Raw genomic sequence first — 18,345 nt, forward strand, 5'->3', positions numbered from 1 at the left:
CACAACCAGAAGGGAGCGACCACATGCGCGGCGGACTCACCACCGCAGGCACCCTGAGGGGACGCGTCTGCCTGGTCACGGGCGGAGCCTCCGGGATCGGTCTGCAACTCGTACGCGGCCTCGCCGAATCCGGAGCCCGGGTACATGTCTGCGACCTCTCACCGGTCCGCGACCACGACATCTCCACACAGCTGGCCGCCTGTTCGGTGCGGTTCAGCCTGCTTGACGTCACCGACCGGCTCGGCCTGGAGAAGTGGGTGAGGGACGTCCACGAAAGCGAAGGACAGATCGATGTCCTTGTACACAACGCGGCGTTCGTGCGCTGGACCGATGTCGAGCGCATGCCCGTACAAGAAGCCGAGCTGCACATGCGCACCGGGTACGACGCGTTGGTCCACCTCGTGAGCACCGCGCTCCCGCTGATGCGCGCCCAGGGGCACGGACATGTCGTCGCCGTCGGATCGTCCGTCGGCCGGCTGTTCGTCGCCGGCCCGTCCGCCGCGTACGCCGCGACGAAGGCCGCGATCGAGGCCTATACCGAGATCCTGCGCATGGAACTGGCGGACAGCGGCGTCGCCGTGACCCTGGTCCGCCCCGGCGTCGTACGTGGCACGGACTTCTTCCGCCGGCACGTCCCCTCCACGCGGATGCCACGCATCGCGGATCTTCTACCCGCCACCACCCCGAAGGCAGTGGCCGACGCCACGGTACGGGCCATCACCGACCGGCGGGCCCGGGTGGATGTCCCCCGCTATCTGCCGCTCATGTACCGGCTCTACGCACTGGCCCCAGGATCGGTCCGCAAACTGACGGCACTGGGCGGCAGGGCCCAGGGCGACTACACCCATGGAACTGAACTCACATGACAGAGACGAGGGCGGGCGACAGCCCGGTGCGGTATCCCCCCGCTCCGTGGCACATGCGGGGACAGCTGTGGGGCGGCTTCTTCGCCGCGGCGTCGGCACCCGCACTGCCCGCCGATCTGTCCCACCTGGCTCCCCGCTCACTTGCCGTCCTCCTCATCCGCTACCGCGAAGGGACCCTCAGCTACGACGAGTTCATCATCGGCTCGCTCGTACGCCGAGGCGTCAGGGCCGGTCTGTACGTCCACCGGATCTGGGTCGACGACGAACGCTCCCTCTGGGGCGGACGCCGCATCTGGGGCGCTCCCAAGCGACTCGCCGAGTTCCACTGGAGCGACTCACAGGCACACGTCACCGACCGCGAAGGACTCATCGCCACGCTGGCCATCCGGTCGCGCCGCACCCCACGTACACCTCGGCTGCCGCTGCCCTTGACCGGTTTCGGATCGCTCGACGGAGCACGCACTGTCTTCACGGCAGCCTGCACGGCACGTCTGGCCTCCGCGACACTGCACGCCACCCAATGGCCGGACAGGCTGCCGCGGCTACGCAAGGCCACAAGCCGTTTCGGATTCGCCGGGGAGCACTTCCACATGACGATCCCCGCGCCGCTCGTCCTCGCACCGGTGGCGGACGCCGAGGCCGACAGGCCGAGGTAGGCAGCACGATGGCGGGGCGCCCGCCCTTCTGCGATCCCAGCAGTTGCGCAGCGACCGGCTCGACGCGGTGACCACCCTCGCCTCCGTCGGCTCCGACCACCGCCGGGGCCTTGGGCATGCGTGACCGCCTCCCGACACCGGGGCGTCATGGCGACGCTCCCCAGCAGCCGCCCCTACGCGACCCCACCGCTCCTCAGCGAACCGCGGACAGCGGACAGCGGACAGCGGACAGCGGAGAGACTTCAGAGCCGAACAGTTCGACCGCGGCCCGCGCCGCTTGGTGTCGTTCCCCCGATAATGACCTCAGGTTTGCAAGCCTCGGCAACGCCAGGCCGACCACCGGGGAGCCCGGTACACCATCAGGAAAGTCAGCAGTAGGTCAGCGTCAGCCCCGCCGGTTCCCGCCCCGGACCGCCCCGGACCGCCCCGGACCGCCCCGGACCGCCCCGGACCGCCGAGAACGGCCACGATCGAGAATGGGACACGCTTGGCTTGACCTGCAAAGAGACAGCCCAGAGGCTTAACTGTCAATCTCACTAGGAGGTAGCCATGAGGATGCTGATCAACGTCGCGGAGACCGTCGTGGCGGACGCGCTGCGAGGTATGGCGGCCGCGCATCCCGACCTGACGATCGACGTCGAGAATCGCGTGATCGTACGCAGGGACGCCCCGGTCGATGGGAAGGTGGCCCTCGTCTCCGGCGGAGGGTCGGGGCATGAGCCGCTGCACGGCGGGTTCGTGGGTCCGGGGATGCTGTCGGCCGCCTGTCCCGGTGAGGTGTTCACCTCGCCCGTGCCGGATCAGATGGTGCGGGCCGCCGCCGCGGTGGACAGCGGGGCGGGGGTGCTGTTCGTCGTGAAGAACTACACGGGGGACGTCCTCAACTTCGACATGGCCGCCGAGCTCGCCGAGGACGAGGGCATTCAGGTCGCCAAGGTGCTCGTCAATGACGACGTCGCCGTCACCGACAGTCTGTTCACGGCCGGACGGCGCGGCACCGGGGCGACTCTCCATGTCGAGAAGATCGCGGGCGCGGCGGCCGAAGAGGGCATGCCCCTTGAGCGGGTCGAGGCGATCGCGCGGCAGGTGAACGAGAACGCGCGGAGTTTCGGGGTCGCCCTGAGTGCTTGTTCCACGCCTTCCAAGGGCAGCCCCACCTTCGATCTGCCCAGCGGCGAGCTGGAGCTCGGCGTCGGCATTCACGGTGAGCCCGGGCGCGAGCGACGCCCGATGATGACGTCGAGCGAGATCGCGGACTACGCCGTGGACGCCGTACTCCAGGATCTCAACCCGCGTAATCCCGTGCTCGTCCTCGTCAACGGCATGGGGGCCACTCCCCTGCTTGAGCTGTACGGCTTCAATGCCGAGGTCCAGCGCGTCCTCGCCGAGCGCGGCGTCGTCGTGGCGCACACGCTCGTCGGCAACTACGTGACCTCGCTCGATATGGCCGGGGCCTCCGTCACTCTGTGTCAGGTCGACGAGGAGCTGCTGCGGCTCTGGAACGCTCCGGTGCGTACGGCCGGACTTCGCTGGGGCAGTTGATCCCCCGGCCGTCATCACGTACGAGTCATCACGTACGCCTTATCACGTACGAGTCATCGGATACGGCTCGTGGCAGCCGTACCCACCTGTTCTATCGCGTCTATCGCGCAAGGAGTTCCCGTGCTCGACTCCGCATTCTTCCGCCGGTGGCTGGCCTCGGCCGCCGCACTAGTCGACCGGGAGGCGCAGCGGCTCACCGAGCTGGACTCGCCGATCGGCGACGCCGACCACGGCAGCAACCTGCAGCGTGGGTTCACCGCCGTGGCGGCCACTCTGGAGAAGGAGGCGCCCGCGACTCCCGGGGCCGTACTGACACTGGCAGGACGGCAGTTGATCTCCACCGTCGGGGGTGCGTCGGGGCCGCTCTACGGGACGTTGCTCCGGCGTACCGGCAAGGCCCTCGGTGACGCCGCCGAGGTCAGCGAGCAGGAGTTCGCCGACGCGCTGCGGGCCGGCGTCGACGCGGTCAGCGCGCTCGGCGGCGCCGCGCCCGGCGACAAGACCATGCTGGACGCCCTGGTCCCCGCGGTCGACGCGCTCACGGAGTCCTTCGGCGCGGCGCGCGACGCCGCCAACGAAGGCGCGCTCGCCACGACGCCCCTACAGGCACGCAAGGGGCGGGCGAGCTACCTGGGCGAGCGAAGCATCGGGCACCAGGATCCCGGGGCGACCTCCTCCGCGCTCCTCTTCGACGCGCTCGCGCAGACCGCGGAGGCCGGCGATGAGTGACGACAAGCTGGTCGGCATCGTCCTGGTCTCGCACAGCGGAGCCGTCGCCGAATCCGTCGCCGCACTGGCCACGGGGCTCGCGGGTGGCGGGGCGACCGCGCCCGTGGCCCCGGCCGGCGGCACCGAGGACGGCGGCCTGGGCACCAGCTCGGAGCTCATCGCCCAGGCCGCCGCGAAGGTGGACCGGGGTGCGGGCGTCGCGATCCTCACCGACCTGGGCAGCGCGGTCCTCACCGTGAAGACGCTGCTCGCCGATGGCGACGAGCTCCCGGACGGCGCCCGCCTGGTGGACGCCCCATTCGTGGAGGGCGCGGTCGCGGCGATGGTGGCCGCTTCGGCGGGCGCCGACGTCGACGCGGTGGAGGCCGCGGCTGCGGAGGCGTACTCCTACCGGAAGGTCTGACAAGACCCCGCCGGTCAGTTCTGACGGAGGAACTGCCGGGCCAGCGCGTCACCTCGGGTGACCGCGGCCCGGTGGCTCTCGATCGGGGACGCCTTGGGGCCGTCGAAGACGATGTACGTGACGTCCGCATCGGTGCCGCCCGATCTGGGGTCGGGGCTGATGCCGAGCGACTTCGCCGCCGCGTACGACGCCTCGCCGATGAGTTCGGTGGGGCCCGTGTCGCCGACGACGGCGTACAGAACCTTGCCCTCGTGGATCACGGCGGCCACCGAGCCGCCCGTGATGCCGTGCTCGGAGTGGTTCCAGCGGCGGCTCGCGCCCGGCACCACGATGTACGGCAGGTGCTCCGCGCTCAGCTGACGGCCGTTGGATTCCTGGAACGCCGTGGCGTTCAGGAACAGCGGGTCCGTGCGCCGGTTGCAGGCCTTGGTCCGCCGGCCGTCGCAGTCGATGTCCATGTCGGCCTTCCAGAACACCGCGCCCCGCTTGCCGCAGACGGGGATGTCCGCGCGGGCGCCGTCGTCCGCGCGGTACCTGCCGCGCGAGACCTGTTTACAGGAGCCGGCCTTGGCGAGGAGCGCGTCAGCGCGTACGGATCCCTCCTGGACGGCCGAACTCCCCTCCCCCTCCGCCGGCTTATGGTTCGGTTCGCTCTCCTGCGGATATGCCGAAGCGGGCAGCGACGCAGGGGCGATCAGGGCGGCTCCGGCGACGACGGCGAGCACCGCGTTCTTGGTACGCACGTGAAAGGTCCTTTCCTGGGTGGAAACTGACAGCCGGTCGGTTGAACGGAGGCCGACAGCCCGTGGCACCTGACCAGACATCCCAATCTGTCTCGGGTCGTACACCTCGGCCGCCGCTCAGGGCCCGGACGGCGCACGCACACCCCTTGATGTGCACCCGACACCTGTGTCAAATAGGTCCGGACCAATGCCGCCCGAACGGAAGGCACGAACCGTGCGACGGACCCCCCACCTGGCTGTCCTCCTGACCGTCACCGCCTGCGCCCTCACCGCCTGCGCCTGGGGCGGCGACCAGGACGCGAAGGACGTACAGCCCCCGACCGTCCCCCGGGGCGTCACCGTCCAGGCGGGCAGCGCCACCACCGCCCACGTCATGTGGAACCAGGCCACGGACAACACCGCGGTCACCGGCTACGACGTGTACCGGGGCGCCACCAGGGTCAAGCGCGTGCCGGGCGGCAAGCACATGGTGGACGTCGTCGGCCTGAAGCCCTCCACGGCCTACACTTTCACCGTCCGCGCCCGCGACGCCGAGGGGAACACCGGCCCGGCCAGCAAAAAGCTGACGGTGACCACGCCCGCGGCGGCCGCCGCCGACCGAGAGCCGCCCTCACGGCCCGGCTCTCCGCGGGGCGCGGCCGAGGGGAGCCGGGCGGTGAAGCTGTCCTGGGGCGCTTCGAAGGACGACCAGGGCGTCGCCTCGTACGAGATCTATCAGGGCACGTCGAAGATCCACAGTGTGGACGGCGGCGAGCGCGAGACCCTCGTCACGGGGCTGCGTCCCGGCACGGCCTACCGCTTCACCGTCAAAGCGCTCGACGCGGCCGACAACGCGTCGCCCGCCAGCCGTTCCGTCCGCCTCACCACCGCGAAGGGTCAGGACGACGGGCGGGCCACGGCGCCGACGGACTTCCGCGCGAAGACCCGGCACGCCGACGGGGCGTACTACATCGACCTGGCGTGGACGCCGCCGCACACCGGCGGCGCGGTGGCGGAGTATCAGATCCACCTCGACGGCAAGACCGCCACCTCGCTGGTGTTCGGCGGTACAGCACCCCTGGAGAAGGCGACGCACAGCTTCTACGTGGGCAAAGAGCCGGGTGACAGCCACCGCGTGAGACTTCGGGCCAAGCTCCCCGACGGCACGTGGGGCGGCTACTCCGCCGAGCGGACGGTCACCACGGGCTGACCTGGCGCCGATGCCGACCTGACGACCATGCCGATCCCGCACCCATGACGGCGGATCAGCTGTCGGCCGTACGAAGGATTCCGTCACCTGCCCGGTGGCCGTCCGCATGCGGCCCCGGCAGATGGCACGTTGGCTCGTCGTCAGGTAGCACGGGCGCTCCCCGACCCCCGGCGGCGCATGGGATGTACCGCCTCCCGTGCCGCCGGAGGGCAGACTCATGCGTACCACTCGGATATTCGTCCGCTCCGGCCTGACCATCGCCGCGGCGGCCGCGCTACCGCTCGCACTGACCGCTCCGTCGGCGTCCGCCGCCGGAGGGATCACGGTGAGCGCCACGGGATCGACGGTCAAGGTCACCACGGCGGCCTGCACCGACGGAGGCAAGGCCGCGCTGATGAGCAACGGCCAGGCCAGCTTCGCCCAAGGAAGGCAAGTGGAACTGACGGGCGGCAGCGCCTCCTGGCAGAACGTCACCACCGGCATCCATACGGTGGCCGTGGTCTGCGAGGACGGCACCGCGGCCGGTTCTCGGACGGTCACCGTCGGGACCGCGCCGACCACCTCGTCCACGACGGCGCCCGCGCGCGGCGTCCAGGGCGGGCTCGGCGGCGGCAGCGAGGACCGGGGCACGCTCACCCTCGTCGCGGGCGGGGCCCTCGTGGTCCTGGCCGCCGGCGGTGGGGGCGCCTGGTATCTGCGTCGCCGCGGCATGCCGCACCGGCTCTGAGTCAGAGCGGGCCCAGAGCCAGAGCCACGAGGAAAGTGCGGCTGCCGTCGGTCCCGACTCACATCGGGTCGGCGGCAGCCGTCTCGTGCACGAGCGTTCAGGCCTCCGGCGCCCCGAGCTCCTCCAACGTCCGCTCGAGCCACTGCGTCCAGAACGTCTCCAGATCGATTCCGGCCCGCAGCACCACATGCCTCAGCCGGTCCTCGACCGTGTCACTGCCCGGCGGGAAGTCCCGCTTCTCGATCTCCTCGTACTCGGCCAACTGCTCCCGGTGCAGGGCGAGATGACGGTGCAGGTCCGCCTCGATGCCATCCGTGCCGACGACCGCGGCCGCGCGCAGGCGCAGCAGCAGCGTGTCCCGCAGCGGCTTGGGGTCCTGGCTCGCCGCCGTCCAGCGGGCCAGTTCGGCGCGGCCCGCGGGCAGCACCTCGTACTCCTTCTTCTGCCCACGGGTGGCGTGCTGCCGCTCAAGCGCGCGGATGGCGCCCTCCCGCTCCATTTTCCCCAGCTCGCGGTAGATCTGCTGGTGCGTGGCCGACCAGAAGTAGCCGATCGACTTGTCGAACCTGCGGGTCAGCTCAAGCCCCGACGAAGGCTTCTCAAGGAGGGCGGTGAGGATCGCGTGCGGCAGTGACATGGCGGCCATCCTAGGTACGGCGCCCTGCGACACCGGGGGCCCGGTGTCGCAGGGGGCCCGGTGTCACAGCGCCGCGGCCAGCTCCGTGCCCTGCTTGATGGCGCGCTTGGCGTCCAGCTCGGCCGCCACGTCCGCGCCCCCGATGAGGTGCGCGCTGTGTCCGGCGGCGAGCAGCTCCTCGTACAGGTCGCGGCGCGGGTCCTGGCCGGAGCAGAGGACGACCGTGTCGACGGGGATGACCGTGGACCGCCCGTCGACCGTGATGTGCAGGCCCGCGTCGTCGATGAGGTCGTAGCTCGCACCGGCGACCATGGTGACGCCGCGGTGGCGCAGCTCCGTGCGGTGGATCCAGCCCGTGGTCTTGCCGAGGCCCTGGCCGACCTTGGACGTCTTGCGCTGCAGGAGGTGCACGGAGCGCGGCGGGGCGGGGCGGTCGGGCGCGGTCAGGCCGCCGCGGTCCTTGTAGTCCATGTCGACGCCCCAGTGACGGAAGTACGTCGCCGGGTCCAGGCTCGCCTTCTCGCCGCTGTCGGTGAGGTACTCGGCGACGTCGAAGCCGATGCCGCCGGCACCGATGATCGCGACCCGCTCCCCCACGGGCGCACTGTCGCGCAGCACGTCGAGGTAGCCGACCACGCTGGGATGGTCGATGCCGGGGATCTCGGGGGTGCGGGGCGTGACCCCGGTGGCGACGACCACGTCGTCGTACGAAGCCTTCGCCAGCTCCGCCGCGGTGGCCCGGGTGTTCAACTGAATTGCCACGCCGTGCAGTTCGAGCTGGGTGCGGTAGTAGCGCAGCGTCTCGTCGAACTCCTCCTTGCCGGGGACCTTGCGGGCGACGTTGAGCTGTCCGCCGATCTCGGACGCCGCGTCGACGAGTGTGACGTCATGGCCGCGCTCGGCCGCCGACACCGCGAAGGCGAGCCCGGCCGGGCCCGCGCCGACGACCGCGACGCGCTTCTTGTGACGGGTCGGCGTGAGGACCAGCTCCGTCTCGTGGCAGGCGCGCGGGTTCACCAGGCAGGAGGTGATCTGCAGGTTGAAGGTGTGGTCGAGGCAGGCCTGGTTGCAGCCGATGCAGGTGTTGATGGCATCGGACCGCTCGGCTTGCGCCTTGGCCACGAAGTCCGGGTCGGCGAGCAGCGGCCGGGCCAGGGACACCATGTCGGCGGCGCCGTCGGCGAGCAACTGCTCGGCGATCTCGGGGGTGTTGATGCGGTTGGTGGTGACGAGCGGCACGGAGACCTCGCCCATGACCTTCTTCGTGGCGAAGGCGTACGCGCCGCGCGGCACCGATGTCGCGATGGTGGGGATGCGCGCCTCGTGCCAGCCGATGCCGGTGTTGATGATCGTGGCGCCCGCGGCCTCGATCTCCTTGGCGAGGTGGACGACCTCTTCGAGGGTCGAGCCGCCGGGGACGAGGTCCAGCATGGAGAGGCGGTAGATGATGATGAAGTCCGCGCCGACGCGCTCCCGTGTGCGCCGGACGATCTCGACGGGGAAGCGGATGCGGTTCTCGTAGGCGCCGCCCCAGCGGTCCTCGCGGTGATTGGTGGGAGCCGCGATGAACTCGTTGATCAAGTAGCCCTCGGATCCCATGACTTCGACGCCGTCATAGCCCGCGAGCTTGGCCAACTCGGCGGCGCGCACGAAGTCCTCGACTGTCTGCTCGACCTCGTCGTCGGCAAGGGCGCGCGGCGCGAAGGGGCTGATCGGCGCCTTGATCGCGCTCGGTGCGACCAGACCCTCGTGGTAGGCGTACCGCCCGAAGTGCAGGATCTGCATGGCGATCCTGCCGCCCACGGCGTGCACGGCGGCCGTGACGCCCGCGTGCTTGTGCGCCTCCGCCTCGGTCGTCAGCTTGGCACCGCCCTCCCAGGGGCGGCCGAGCTCGTTCGGGGCGATGCCTCCGGTGACGATGAGGCCGACACCGCCGCGCGCACGGGTCGCGTAGAACTCCGCCATCCGCTCGAAACCGTTCGGCGCCTCTTCCAGACCCACGTGCATGGATCCCATCAGGACCCGGTTGGGCAGGGTGGTGAAGCCCAGGTCGAGCGGGTTCAGCAGGTTCGGGTAGCGGCTCATGCGGGCCCTCCATGCGGGATGTGTCGTCAGGACAGTTCTAGACGACGCGTCGCCTGTTGTGCAACTAGTTGCATAAAGATGAAGCCCCCCGGCCGCCTCGACCGCCCCGACGTGGGGCCCTTTGTCGGATTTGCCAGAAGATTCACGGTGCGCAACAGGGGATTGACCATTCAACGAAGCACTTCTACGCTCCTGGCACCCCCGCAGGTATATCGATTAACCGCCCTGGTTGGAGACATCCCGCTGTGCGCTCAACGATGAGTCGGCGCGGCTTCCTCGCCGCAGGTTCAGGCCTGGCCGCCGCCACCACCCTGCCCGCCCTCGCCGGCTGTTCCACGCTGGCGTCGGCGGATTCCGATCCCGACACGCTCGTGGTGCACAGCCAGCTCGGCACCACCGCCCCGGGTTCGCCCACCTATCTGTCCGCCCTCAAGACCTTCCGGGACGAGAACCCCGGCCTGAAGGTGAAGAACCTTGTCAACGGCGACGACCTCGCGCAGGTCTACGAGACCTCGCGGCTCGCCCGCAAGGAGCCGGACGTCGTCATGGTCAACCTCTACGACAAGACGCTGGCCTGGACCGATGTCGGAGCGACCGTCGACGTCTTGGGGTACATGGACGACTGGGGGCTGCGAAAGCGCGTCCTGCCCGTCGCCCTCGACGCCTGGACCGACGGCAAGGGGCGGCTGCGAGCCTTCCCGTACTTCGCCACCAACTGGCCCGTCGCCTACAACACCGCACTCCTTGACAAGGCCGGTGTCAGCGCGATCCCGACCACCGGTGACCAGCTGATCTCCGCCGCCCGCAGGCTCCGCGCCAAGGGCATCGCGCCGGTGACCGTCGGCGGCAACGACTGGACGGGCCAGAAGCTGCTCGCCCAGATCATCCAGACCTTCCTCACCCCCGACGAGGCGCGGAAGGTGTTCACCAGTGGAGACTTCAGCGGTAGCAGGGGCGCCCGCGAGGGCATCGAGTACTTCGCGGCCCTGCGTGACGCGGGTGTCTTCGCCGACAAGGCGCAGGGCCTGACGTCCGACACGATGACGACGCAGTTCAACACGGGCGCCGCCGCCATCGAGTCCGCCATGTCGTCGGCGCTCGCCAAGGTCCCGGAGAAGATCGCCCGGCACACCGAGGTCGGCGGCTGGCCGCTCCCGCCGGACGCCGCACACGACAAGCCGACGATTCTGCGGACGTACACCCTCATCGGCTTCTGGATCAGTCCGAACGGCACGAAGAAGCTTGACTCCGTCGAGAAGTTCCTGCGCTTCATGTACCGGCCGGACACCGTCGCGCGCTTCATCAAAGAGAGCGGGCGCGACATGGCCCTGCGCTCGGACACCCTCAGCACCGACTTCCCGCTGGTCGCCGAGGCGCAGAAGCTCGGCAACGACGTCAGCCAGGCCCTGCTGCCCGACATCTACGTCCCGCCTGCCGCGACACAGCCCCTGATCACCGCGACCAGTACGGCGTTCACCCGTGGCACGAGCCCCGCCAAGGTGCGCTCCGTGCTCGAAGCCGCGTACCGCACCGCATGAGCCGCCCGCCCGAGCCGCCCGAGCCTTCTGGGAGTCACCCGAGATGACGACGCCGACGATGTCGACGAACGTGCCGCCGGGCGGGACCGAGGTCCGCCCCGCACCCTCCGAGCCACCTGTCCGCAAGCGCCGCCGCGAGGGCGGCACGATCCTCGCCGTCCCCGCCCTGGCCTGGTACCTGGTCTTCATGGTCGGCCCGATGATCGCGATCTTCGTGATCGCGGCCCTGCACTGGCCGGGCATGCTGCAGCCCGTCTCGTTCGCCGGGTGGGACAACGTCCGTACGGTCTTCGATGATCCGGTGTTCTGGGACGCCGTGCGCAATACGGCGGTCCAGCTCGCCGTCGCGCTGCCGATCATGATCGTCTGCGCGTACATGCTGGGCTACTACGTGGCGCAGAAGCCGCCGGGTCACAAGGTCCTGCGCTATCTCCTCTTCATCCCGGGCCTGATCTCCACCCCGGCCAAGGCGATGGTCTTCTACGCGGCGCTCTCCCCCGACGGCCTGGTCAACGGCGCGCTGGAGTCGGTGGGGCTCGGCTCGGTGACCGACGCCTGGCTGGCCTCTCCCTCGACGGCGCTCGCCTGTCTGATCGTGCTCGACATCTGGGGCGGCATCGGCTTCACGGCCGTCCTGTTCGCCGCGCGGCTCGGCAGTGTGCCCGAGGAGATCGGCGAGGCGGCGCAGCTCGACGGCGCCGGGCACTGGCGAACCATGTGGGGCGTGCACTTCCCGGTCATCCGCGACTACGTGGGCGTGGTGACGATGCTCCAGTTCCTCTGGACGTTCTTCGGCTCCGCCCAGCATGTCCTGCTGCTCACGCAGGGCGGCCCCGGCAGTTCGTCGACGACGCTGTCGTTCCTCGTCTACCAGAAGGCGTTCATCGCGGCCGACCTCGGCTACAGCCAGACCGTCGGCGTGATCCTCTTCCTGGTCGGCCTCGTCGGCCTGCTCACCATCCGCCGCGCGTTCCGCCAGAACTACTGACGCCGCACGACCCGACCCCCGATTGGAGCCGGTCACCTTGAAGCACGGAAAGTCCTGGCTGCCCGCGCACATCCTGGCGTGGGCGTACGCGGCACTGCTCGTCGTCCCCCTCTACTACCTGCTCGCCTCCGCCTTCAAGACGAACGAACAGATCTTCGCGAGCCCCTTCTCCCTTCCCACCTCACTGTCCTTCGGGAACTTCGGTACGGCCTTCGAGAGCGCCGATCTGGGGCTCGCGGTCGTCAACTCGGCTCTGGTGACGGTCTTCTCGCTCGCGCTGACGCTTGCACTCGCTATTCCGGCGGCGTTCGCGATCGCCCGCGCGACGGGCCCGCTCGGGGCCTTCGTGGAGAAGGTCTTCTCGCTGGGCTTCCTCATCCCGACGTTCGCGGCGCTCTTCCCCACGTTCCTGCTCGCGGCGGCGACGGGCCTGTTCCACACGCGCCTGTTCATGGTGCTCTTCCTGCCCGCCACCGCGATGCCGCTCTCCGTCGTCATCCTGGTGCAGTTCATGCGGACCATCCCCAAGGAGATGGAGGAGGCGGCGCGCATCGACGGCGCGTCGACGTTCGCGGTCCTTCGGCACGTCTATACGCCGATGTGCATGCCCGGGATCGCGACGGTGCTGCTCCTGAACTTCCTGACGTTCTGGAACGAGTACCTGTACTCGCTCGTCATCATCGGCCCCGACCCGTCCCAGCGCACCGTGCAGGTCGCCCTGCCCACCCTCAAGTCCCTGACGGGGACGGATTACGGGGTGCTGACCGCCGGTACGGTACTGACCCTCGTACCGGTATGGGCCGTCTACACGGTGTTGCAGAAGCGGATGCAGCAGGCCCTCGTCAGTGGGGCGGTGAAGATGTGAGCGGGTCGGAGACATCGCGCAGGGACAACGGCAGGGACAGTGGCGCGCGTCCGACGATCAAGGCGGTCGCCGCGGCGGCCGGGGTCTCCACGGCCGCCGTCTCGCAGGCCTTCAACGCCAAGGGCCGCATCTCCGAGGCCACCCGGCGCCGCATCCTGGACGCCGCCGCCGAGCTCGGCTGGTCGCCGAGCGCGACGGCGACGGCGCTGCGCAGCGCGCGCACCCGCACGCTCGCCCTCGTGGTGCGCCGCCCCACGGACGTGCTCGGCGCCGACCCGCACTTCAGCGAGCTGATCACAGGTCTGGAGGGCGAACTGGCGCCGCGCGGCTACGGCCTGCTGCTCCACCTGGTCACGGACGTGGCCGAGGAGAGCGCGCTGTACGAACGCCTCGCCGCCGAGGGCCGCGTCGACGGCGCCGTCCTGACCGACGCCCGCGCCGACGACCCGCGCCCGCCGCTCCTGCGCGGCCTGGGTCTGCCCGCCGTACTGCTCGGCGCGCCCCACCCGGACGCGCCCGTGCCCACCGTGGGCCTTGGCAACCAGGGCGCGGGCATACACGAGGCCGTCGACCACCTCATGGCACTCGGCCACCGGCGCATCGCCTATGTGTCGGGGCCCGGCGAACTGCTCCACACGGGGTTGCGCCGCGCGGTCTTCGAAGAGACCTTGCTGCTCAAGGGGCTTGAACCCGCCGCCGTGCTGAGCACCGACTTCTCCGAGGCGGCGGCCGTCGCCGCGACCGAGGAGCTGCTCGGCATGGCGCGGCGGCCCACCGCCGTCATGTACGCCAATGACTCCATGGCGGTGTGCGGCATCGGCGCGGCCCAGCGCGCGGGCCTTCGCGTCCCCGACCAGCTGTCCGTCGTCGGCTACGACAATCTCCCGATCGGCCGCTGGCTGCACCCGCGTCTGACGACCGTCGACCAGCAGGTGCAGCGGGTCGGCGCGGCCGCCGCGCGTGCGCTGCTCGCGCAGTGCGGCGAGGACGTGCCGCTCCTGACCCTGGAGGACCGGCCACGGCTCGTCGTCCGCGAGTCGACGGGCCCCACCGACTGAGCTCCCCGCACTTTTGAGTCCCTCCACCTCCGTACGGAAAGACCTGAGTACCACCATGCGACGCCACAGCGCCCAGCTCACCCATGACTCCGCCGTCCTGCCCTGGATCGGCGCCAACTTCTGGTCCCGCACCGGCGGTCCGCTGATGTGGCGGAACTACGACCCGAAGACGGTCCGCGAGGAGCTCTCCGTGCTGCGTGAGCACGGTCTGACGATGACCCGCTCGTTCTTCTACTGGCCGGACTTCCACCCCGAGCCGCACCGCGTCGACGAGGAGCTGTGCGAGCGCTTCCGTGACTTCCTCGACGCGCACACCGAACTGGGGATGGGCACGGTGCCCACCTTCATCGTCGGGCACATGTCCGGCGAGAACTGGGATCCGGCGTGGCGCGGGGGCCGCGACCTCTACGAGGACGTGTGGCTCGTCGGCCGCCAGGCGTGGTTCGTCTCGCAGATGACGCGCCGCTTCAAGGACCACGCGGCGGTGACGGGATGGCTCATCACCAATGAGATGCCGGGCTACGGCCGCATCTACCAGGTGGATCCGCCGTCGAGCGATGTCGTCACCGCCTGGGCGCAGTTCATGTGCGACGCGGTGCGCGCGGCGGGCGGCACGCAGCCGGTGTCGCTCGGCGACGGCGCCTGGGGCATCGAGGTGACGGGCCGCGACAACGGCTTCTCGCTGCGGGACACGGCGCAGTACGTCGACTTCGTGGGCCCGCACGTCTACCGCTCCGACACGGACCGCGTACGTCAGCACTACCGCGCCGCGTTCGAGTGCGAGCTGGCGGGCGTCACCGAACAGCCGGTGATTCTGGAGGAGTTCGGGCTCTCGACGGACACCGTGTCGGCCCAGAACGCGGGTGTCTACTACCGCCAGACGCTCCACAACTCCCTCCTCGGCGGTGCGACGGGCTGGATGGCCTGGAACAACACCGACTACGACGACCTGTGGGACCAGTCGCCCTACGACCACCATCCCTTCGAGATGCACTTCGGCATCACGGACCGCACCGGCGCGCCGAAGACCCCGCTCGTCGAGATAGCCGCGTTCGCCGAGATCCTGGGGCAGGTCGACTTCGCGCGCTGCCGCCGCTCGGACGCGGACGCGGCGCTCGTCGTGCCCGCGTTCCTGGAGCGCGGCTACCCCTACAGCCGTCCTGCCGACCGTCCACTGATCTTCACGTCCCTCCATCAGGGGTACGTCGCCGCGCGCGGGGCCGATCTCCCGGTGGCCCTCACGCGGGAGGCGGACGGTCTTCCCGGGGACGCGGCGCTGTATCTCCTGCCGTCCACCCGGCAGTTCACGACCCGGACGCGGCGCGAGCTCGAGCGGCGGGCGCACGAGGGTGCCACCGTGTACCTGTCGTTCTGCTCCGGGGAGCACCCCGGCACGCGCGGCCCGTGGTTCGACGACCTGGACGGGCTCTTCGGCGTCGAACTCCAGCTCAGCTACGGGGTGGCCGAACCCATCGAGGACGACGTCCTGGAGCTGACCTTCACCGAGGAGTTCGGCGGCATCCCGGCGGGCGAGACACTGTGCTTCCCCGTCGCGGGGAACGAGGACAGCCGCGCCTATCTGCCGGTCGTCCCCACCGGAGCGCGCGTCGTGGCGAAGGACGCGCACGGCCGCCCGGCGCTCCTCGTCAACGAGACGGGCCGCGGCCGCACGGTCCTGGCCACCTACCCGCTGGAGCACATGGCCGCGCGCACGGCCCGCGTCAACCCGGAGCAGACGCACCGGCTGTACGCGGCCCTGGCCCAACTCGCGGGCGTGCGGAGGCCGGTGACGGTCGACAGCCCCTACGTCTCGGCGGACGTCCTGGTGCACGAGGACGGGCGGCGGTTCGTGTGGCTGGTGAGCCAGGCGGACGAGGAGCTGACGGTCCGTCCGGCGGTGGACGGTTCGCTGCACGACCTGGTGACGGGAGAGGCGGTGGAGGAGGTGCGGCTCGTCCCGTTCGGCGTGCGCGTCCTCGAACAGCGATGAGCGTGCCGCTGTACAGGGAGGCGGGCGCTCCCGTCGCCGACCGCGTGCGCGACCTGCTCTCGCGGATGACGCTCGCCGAGAGGGTGGGCCAGGTCAACCAGCGGATGTACGGCTGGCACGCGTACGAGCGCACGCCCGACGGCCACCGCCTGACGGACGCCTTCCGTGCCGAGGTCGCCGCGTTCGACGGCATGGGCGCGCTGTATGGACTGCAGCGCGCCGACCCGTGGTCGGGTGTCACGTTCGCGGACGGCATCACCGCCGCGGACGCGGCGCGGGTCGCCAACTCGGTTCAGCGGCACGTCATTTCGAGCACCCGGCTCGGCATTCCGGTCCTGCTCGTCGAGGAGGTTCCGCACGGCCATCAGTCCCTGGACGGCACGGTCCTTCCGGTGAATCTCGCGGTGGGCGCGAGCTGGGATCCGGAGCTGTACGAGGCCGCCGCGGCGGGCGCGGCGGCACAACTGCGCGCCCGGGGTGGCCATGTCGCCCTCGTCTCGGCGCTCGATCTGGTGCGGGATCCGCGCTGGGGACGGGCGGAGGAGTGCTTCGGCGAGGACCCGTATCTGGCGGCGCGCTTCACCCGTGCGCTGGTGCGCGGCATGCAGGGCGGCGCCGCCGCCTTCGCCCCCGACCGCGCGGCGGTCGTGCTCAAGCACTTCGCCGGACAGGGCGCGACGATCGGTGGCCGCAACAGCGCGGCCACGGAGCTCGGCCCGCGCGAACTCCACGAGATCCATCTGGTGGCGGCGCGGGCCGGGGTCCGCGCCGGAGCGGCGGGCGTCATGGCGGCGTACAACGAGTACGACGGTCTGCCGTGCGCGGCCAACCGTGAGCTGCTCACCGGCCTCCTCCGCGAGCGCTGGGGGTTCACCGGCCTGGTCATGGCCGACGGGTGCGCACTGGATCGTCTCGTGCGTCTTGCCGGCGACCCGGTGGCGGCGGGCGCGCTCGCCCTGGGCGCGGGGACGGATCTGAGCTTGTGGGACGCCTCTTTCCCCCGGCTCGCGGAGGCGGTGGAGCGGGGCCTGGTCGCCGAGCACACCCTGGACGCGGCGGTGGGCCGCGTTCTCGCCCTGAAGTTCCGCCTCGGGCTCTTCGAGCGGCCCTACGCCGACAAGGACCCCGCGCACTCCCCCGCCCTGGAAGAGCTGAGCGAGCGCCTGGCCCGCGAGTCCGTCGTTCTGCTCAGCCATGACGGGGCCACGCTCCCCTTGACGGGCCCGTCCCGCGTCGCCGTCATAGGACCCAACGCCGACTCGCTCCCCCAGCAGCTCGGCGACTACACCGCGCCGCAGCGCCCCGGCACCGGGCTCACCGTGCTGGACGGCATCAGGGCGGTGGCGCCGCCGGGCGGCGAAGTGACGTACGCGCGGGGCTGCGAGCTGGTCGGCGGCGACCGCGGCGGGATCGCGGAGGCCGTGGCTCTTGCGGCCGGTGCCGATACCGCCGTACTCGTGCTCGGTGGGTCGAGCGCACGGGAGGCCGATACCCGCTTCGACAGCAACGGGGCCGCCGTCGTGGCCTCGGGCGCCCCGGCGGGCATGACGTGCGGCGAGGGCGTCGACCTCGCCGACCTGAGTCTGCCGCAGGCGCAGTTGGCGCTCCTCGACGCCGTGGCCGCCACCGGCACCCCTGTCGTCGTGGTCCTCGTCCAAGGGCGACCGCACGCCGTACCGGAGCCGGCGGGGCGGGCCCGTGCGGTGCTCTCGGCCTGGTATCCGGGGCCGTGGGGAGGCCGGGCCGTCGCCGATGTGCTCTTCGGGCGGGCGGATCCCGTGGGGCGGCTGCCCGTCTCCGTGCCGCGCTCCGCCGCCCAGCTCCCGGTGTTCTACAACGCCAAGGATCACGGCTACCGGGGGTACGTGGACCAGCCGGCGACCGCCCCGCACGCCTTCGGCCACGGTCTGTCGTACACGACCGTCGAGTACGGGGAGCCCCGGCTCTCCCGCTCCCGGGCTCCGGTCTCGGATCCGACGCTCACCTGCACGGTCGCCGTGACGAACACGGGCGCGCGCGCCGTCCTTGAGACCGTGCAGCTCTACGTGCGCCGGGTCTCGGGGTCGAGCTCCTGGCCGCGCGTCCGTGAGCTGCGTGGCTTCGCCCGCCTCGGTCTGGCCCCCGGTGAACACGCCGAGGTCGTCTTCGTCGTGGAGGCGGATACCCTGGCCTCGCTGGACCGCGCTCTGGAGTACGTCGTGGAGCCCGGCGAGCTGCTCCTGGAGACCGGACCCTCGTCCGACCGCACGAGCGGCGCCCCCCTGACCCTGACGCCCTCATGAGCGCCACGTCCGAATCCCGCCAGCCGCGCGCCCCCGCAGCCCGCAGA

The 18,345-nt window shown here is 70.8% G+C and carries 16 protein-coding genes; 13 read left to right on the forward strand and 3 right to left on the reverse strand.

Going from position 1 to position 18,345, the window contains the following annotated elements:
• Positions 1-23: 23 nt before the first annotated feature.
• From ACFVXC_RS30415 to ACFVXC_RS30435, 5 genes are all read left to right on the forward strand, one after another.
• Positions 24-866: an SDR family NAD(P)-dependent oxidoreductase gene (locus ACFVXC_RS30415; protein ID WP_389911537.1), complete on the forward strand. Its 843-nt coding sequence runs from the start codon at positions 24-26 to the stop codon at positions 864-866.
• Entirely contained in the window at positions 863-1,522 is a 660-nt protein-coding gene (locus ACFVXC_RS30420; RefSeq protein ID WP_389911540.1) for an acetoacetate decarboxylase family protein, read from the forward strand. Before ACFVXC_RS30415 ends, ACFVXC_RS30420 begins: the two co-directional genes overlap by 4 nt.
• 549 nt (positions 1,523-2,071) lie before the next feature.
• Positions 2,072-3,064 (forward strand): dihydroxyacetone kinase subunit DhaK, encoded by a 993-nt coding sequence (gene dhaK / locus ACFVXC_RS30425; protein ID WP_389911542.1) that lies wholly within the window; start codon positions 2,072-2,074, stop codon positions 3,062-3,064.
• Positions 3,065-3,184: 120 nt separating this feature from the next.
• The gene (gene dhaL / locus ACFVXC_RS30430) at positions 3,185-3,793 is read left to right on the forward strand and encodes a dihydroxyacetone kinase subunit DhaL (RefSeq protein WP_389911545.1); all 609 of its coding nucleotides are present in this window, start codon (positions 3,185-3,187) and stop codon (positions 3,791-3,793) included.
• The gene (locus ACFVXC_RS30435) at positions 3,786-4,196 is read left to right on the forward strand and encodes a PTS-dependent dihydroxyacetone kinase phosphotransferase subunit DhaM (RefSeq protein WP_389911548.1); all 411 of its coding nucleotides are present in this window, start codon (positions 3,786-3,788) and stop codon (positions 4,194-4,196) included. The genes dhaL and ACFVXC_RS30435 overlap by 8 nt, the downstream gene beginning before the upstream one ends.
• Positions 4,197-4,210: 14 nt before the next feature.
• Here the strand turns inward: ACFVXC_RS30435 and ACFVXC_RS30440 are convergent, their stop codons facing one another.
• Entirely contained in the window at positions 4,211-4,939 is a 729-nt protein-coding gene (locus ACFVXC_RS30440; protein ID WP_389911551.1) for a glycoside hydrolase family 75 protein, read from the reverse strand.
• Positions 4,940-5,126: 187 nt separating this feature from the next.
• On the opposite strand from ACFVXC_RS30440, the gene ACFVXC_RS30445 reads away from it, so the two are divergent.
• Both ACFVXC_RS30445 and ACFVXC_RS30450 read left to right on the forward strand, forming a co-directional pair.
• On the forward strand, positions 5,127-6,128 hold the full coding sequence (locus ACFVXC_RS30445) for a fibronectin type III domain-containing protein (protein WP_389911553.1): 1,002 nt from the start codon (positions 5,127-5,129) through the stop codon (positions 6,126-6,128).
• Positions 6,129-6,345: 217 nt separating this feature from the next.
• Positions 6,346-6,855, forward strand: a complete 510-nt coding sequence (locus ACFVXC_RS30450) for a hypothetical protein (protein WP_389911556.1) — start codon at positions 6,346-6,348, stop codon at positions 6,853-6,855.
• 97 nt (positions 6,856-6,952) lie between these two features.
• Here ACFVXC_RS30450 and ACFVXC_RS30455 read toward each other — a convergent pair whose 3' ends face one another.
• Positions 6,953-7,492 carry a PadR family transcriptional regulator gene (locus ACFVXC_RS30455; protein ID WP_389911559.1) on the reverse strand — a complete coding sequence of 180 codons (540 nt, stop codon included), beginning with the start codon at positions 7,490-7,492 and terminating at the stop codon, positions 6,953-6,955.
• A 63-nt stretch (positions 7,493-7,555) separates the two neighbouring features.
• Positions 7,556-9,577 (reverse strand): FAD-dependent oxidoreductase, encoded by a 2,022-nt coding sequence (locus ACFVXC_RS30460; RefSeq protein ID WP_389911561.1) that lies wholly within the window; start codon positions 9,575-9,577, stop codon positions 7,556-7,558.
• Between the two features lie 245 nt (positions 9,578-9,822).
• On the opposite strand from ACFVXC_RS30460, the gene ACFVXC_RS30465 reads away from it, so the two are divergent.
• From ACFVXC_RS30465 to ACFVXC_RS30490, 6 genes are read left to right on the forward strand one after another with little or no spacing between them, the layout of a single operon-like run.
• Positions 9,823-11,115 carry an ABC transporter substrate-binding protein gene (locus tag ACFVXC_RS30465; protein WP_389911564.1) on the forward strand — a complete coding sequence of 431 codons (1,293 nt, stop codon included), beginning with the start codon at positions 9,823-9,825 and terminating at the stop codon, positions 11,113-11,115.
• Between the two features lie 43 nt (positions 11,116-11,158).
• Positions 11,159-12,103 carry a carbohydrate ABC transporter permease gene (locus ACFVXC_RS30470; RefSeq protein WP_389911566.1) on the forward strand — a complete coding sequence of 315 codons (945 nt, stop codon included), beginning with the start codon at positions 11,159-11,161 and terminating at the stop codon, positions 12,101-12,103.
• Between the two features lie 37 nt (positions 12,104-12,140).
• On the forward strand, positions 12,141-12,968 hold the full coding sequence (locus ACFVXC_RS30475; protein ID WP_389911569.1) for a carbohydrate ABC transporter permease: 828 nt from the start codon (positions 12,141-12,143) through the stop codon (positions 12,966-12,968).
• A gap of 56 nt (positions 12,969-13,024) precedes the next feature.
• Positions 13,025-14,026, forward strand: a complete 1,002-nt coding sequence (locus tag ACFVXC_RS30480) for a LacI family DNA-binding transcriptional regulator (RefSeq protein WP_389911631.1) — start codon at positions 13,025-13,027, stop codon at positions 14,024-14,026.
• Positions 14,027-14,081: 55 nt separating this feature from the next.
• Positions 14,082-16,016 carry a cellulase family glycosylhydrolase gene (locus ACFVXC_RS30485; RefSeq protein WP_389911572.1) on the forward strand — a complete coding sequence of 645 codons (1,935 nt, stop codon included), beginning with the start codon at positions 14,082-14,084 and terminating at the stop codon, positions 16,014-16,016.
• Positions 16,013-18,298, forward strand: coding sequence for a glycoside hydrolase family 3 N-terminal domain-containing protein (locus ACFVXC_RS30490; protein WP_389911574.1), 2,286 nt, complete (start codon positions 16,013-16,015; stop codon positions 18,296-18,298). The genes ACFVXC_RS30485 and ACFVXC_RS30490 overlap by 4 nt, the downstream gene beginning before the upstream one ends.
• Positions 18,299-18,345 lie beyond the last annotated feature (47 nt).

Origin of the sequence: Streptomyces sp. NPDC058257 (assembly GCF_042881845.1) — a bacterium.
Taxonomy (GTDB): Bacteria; Actinomycetota; Actinomycetes; order Streptomycetales; family Streptomycetaceae; genus Streptomyces.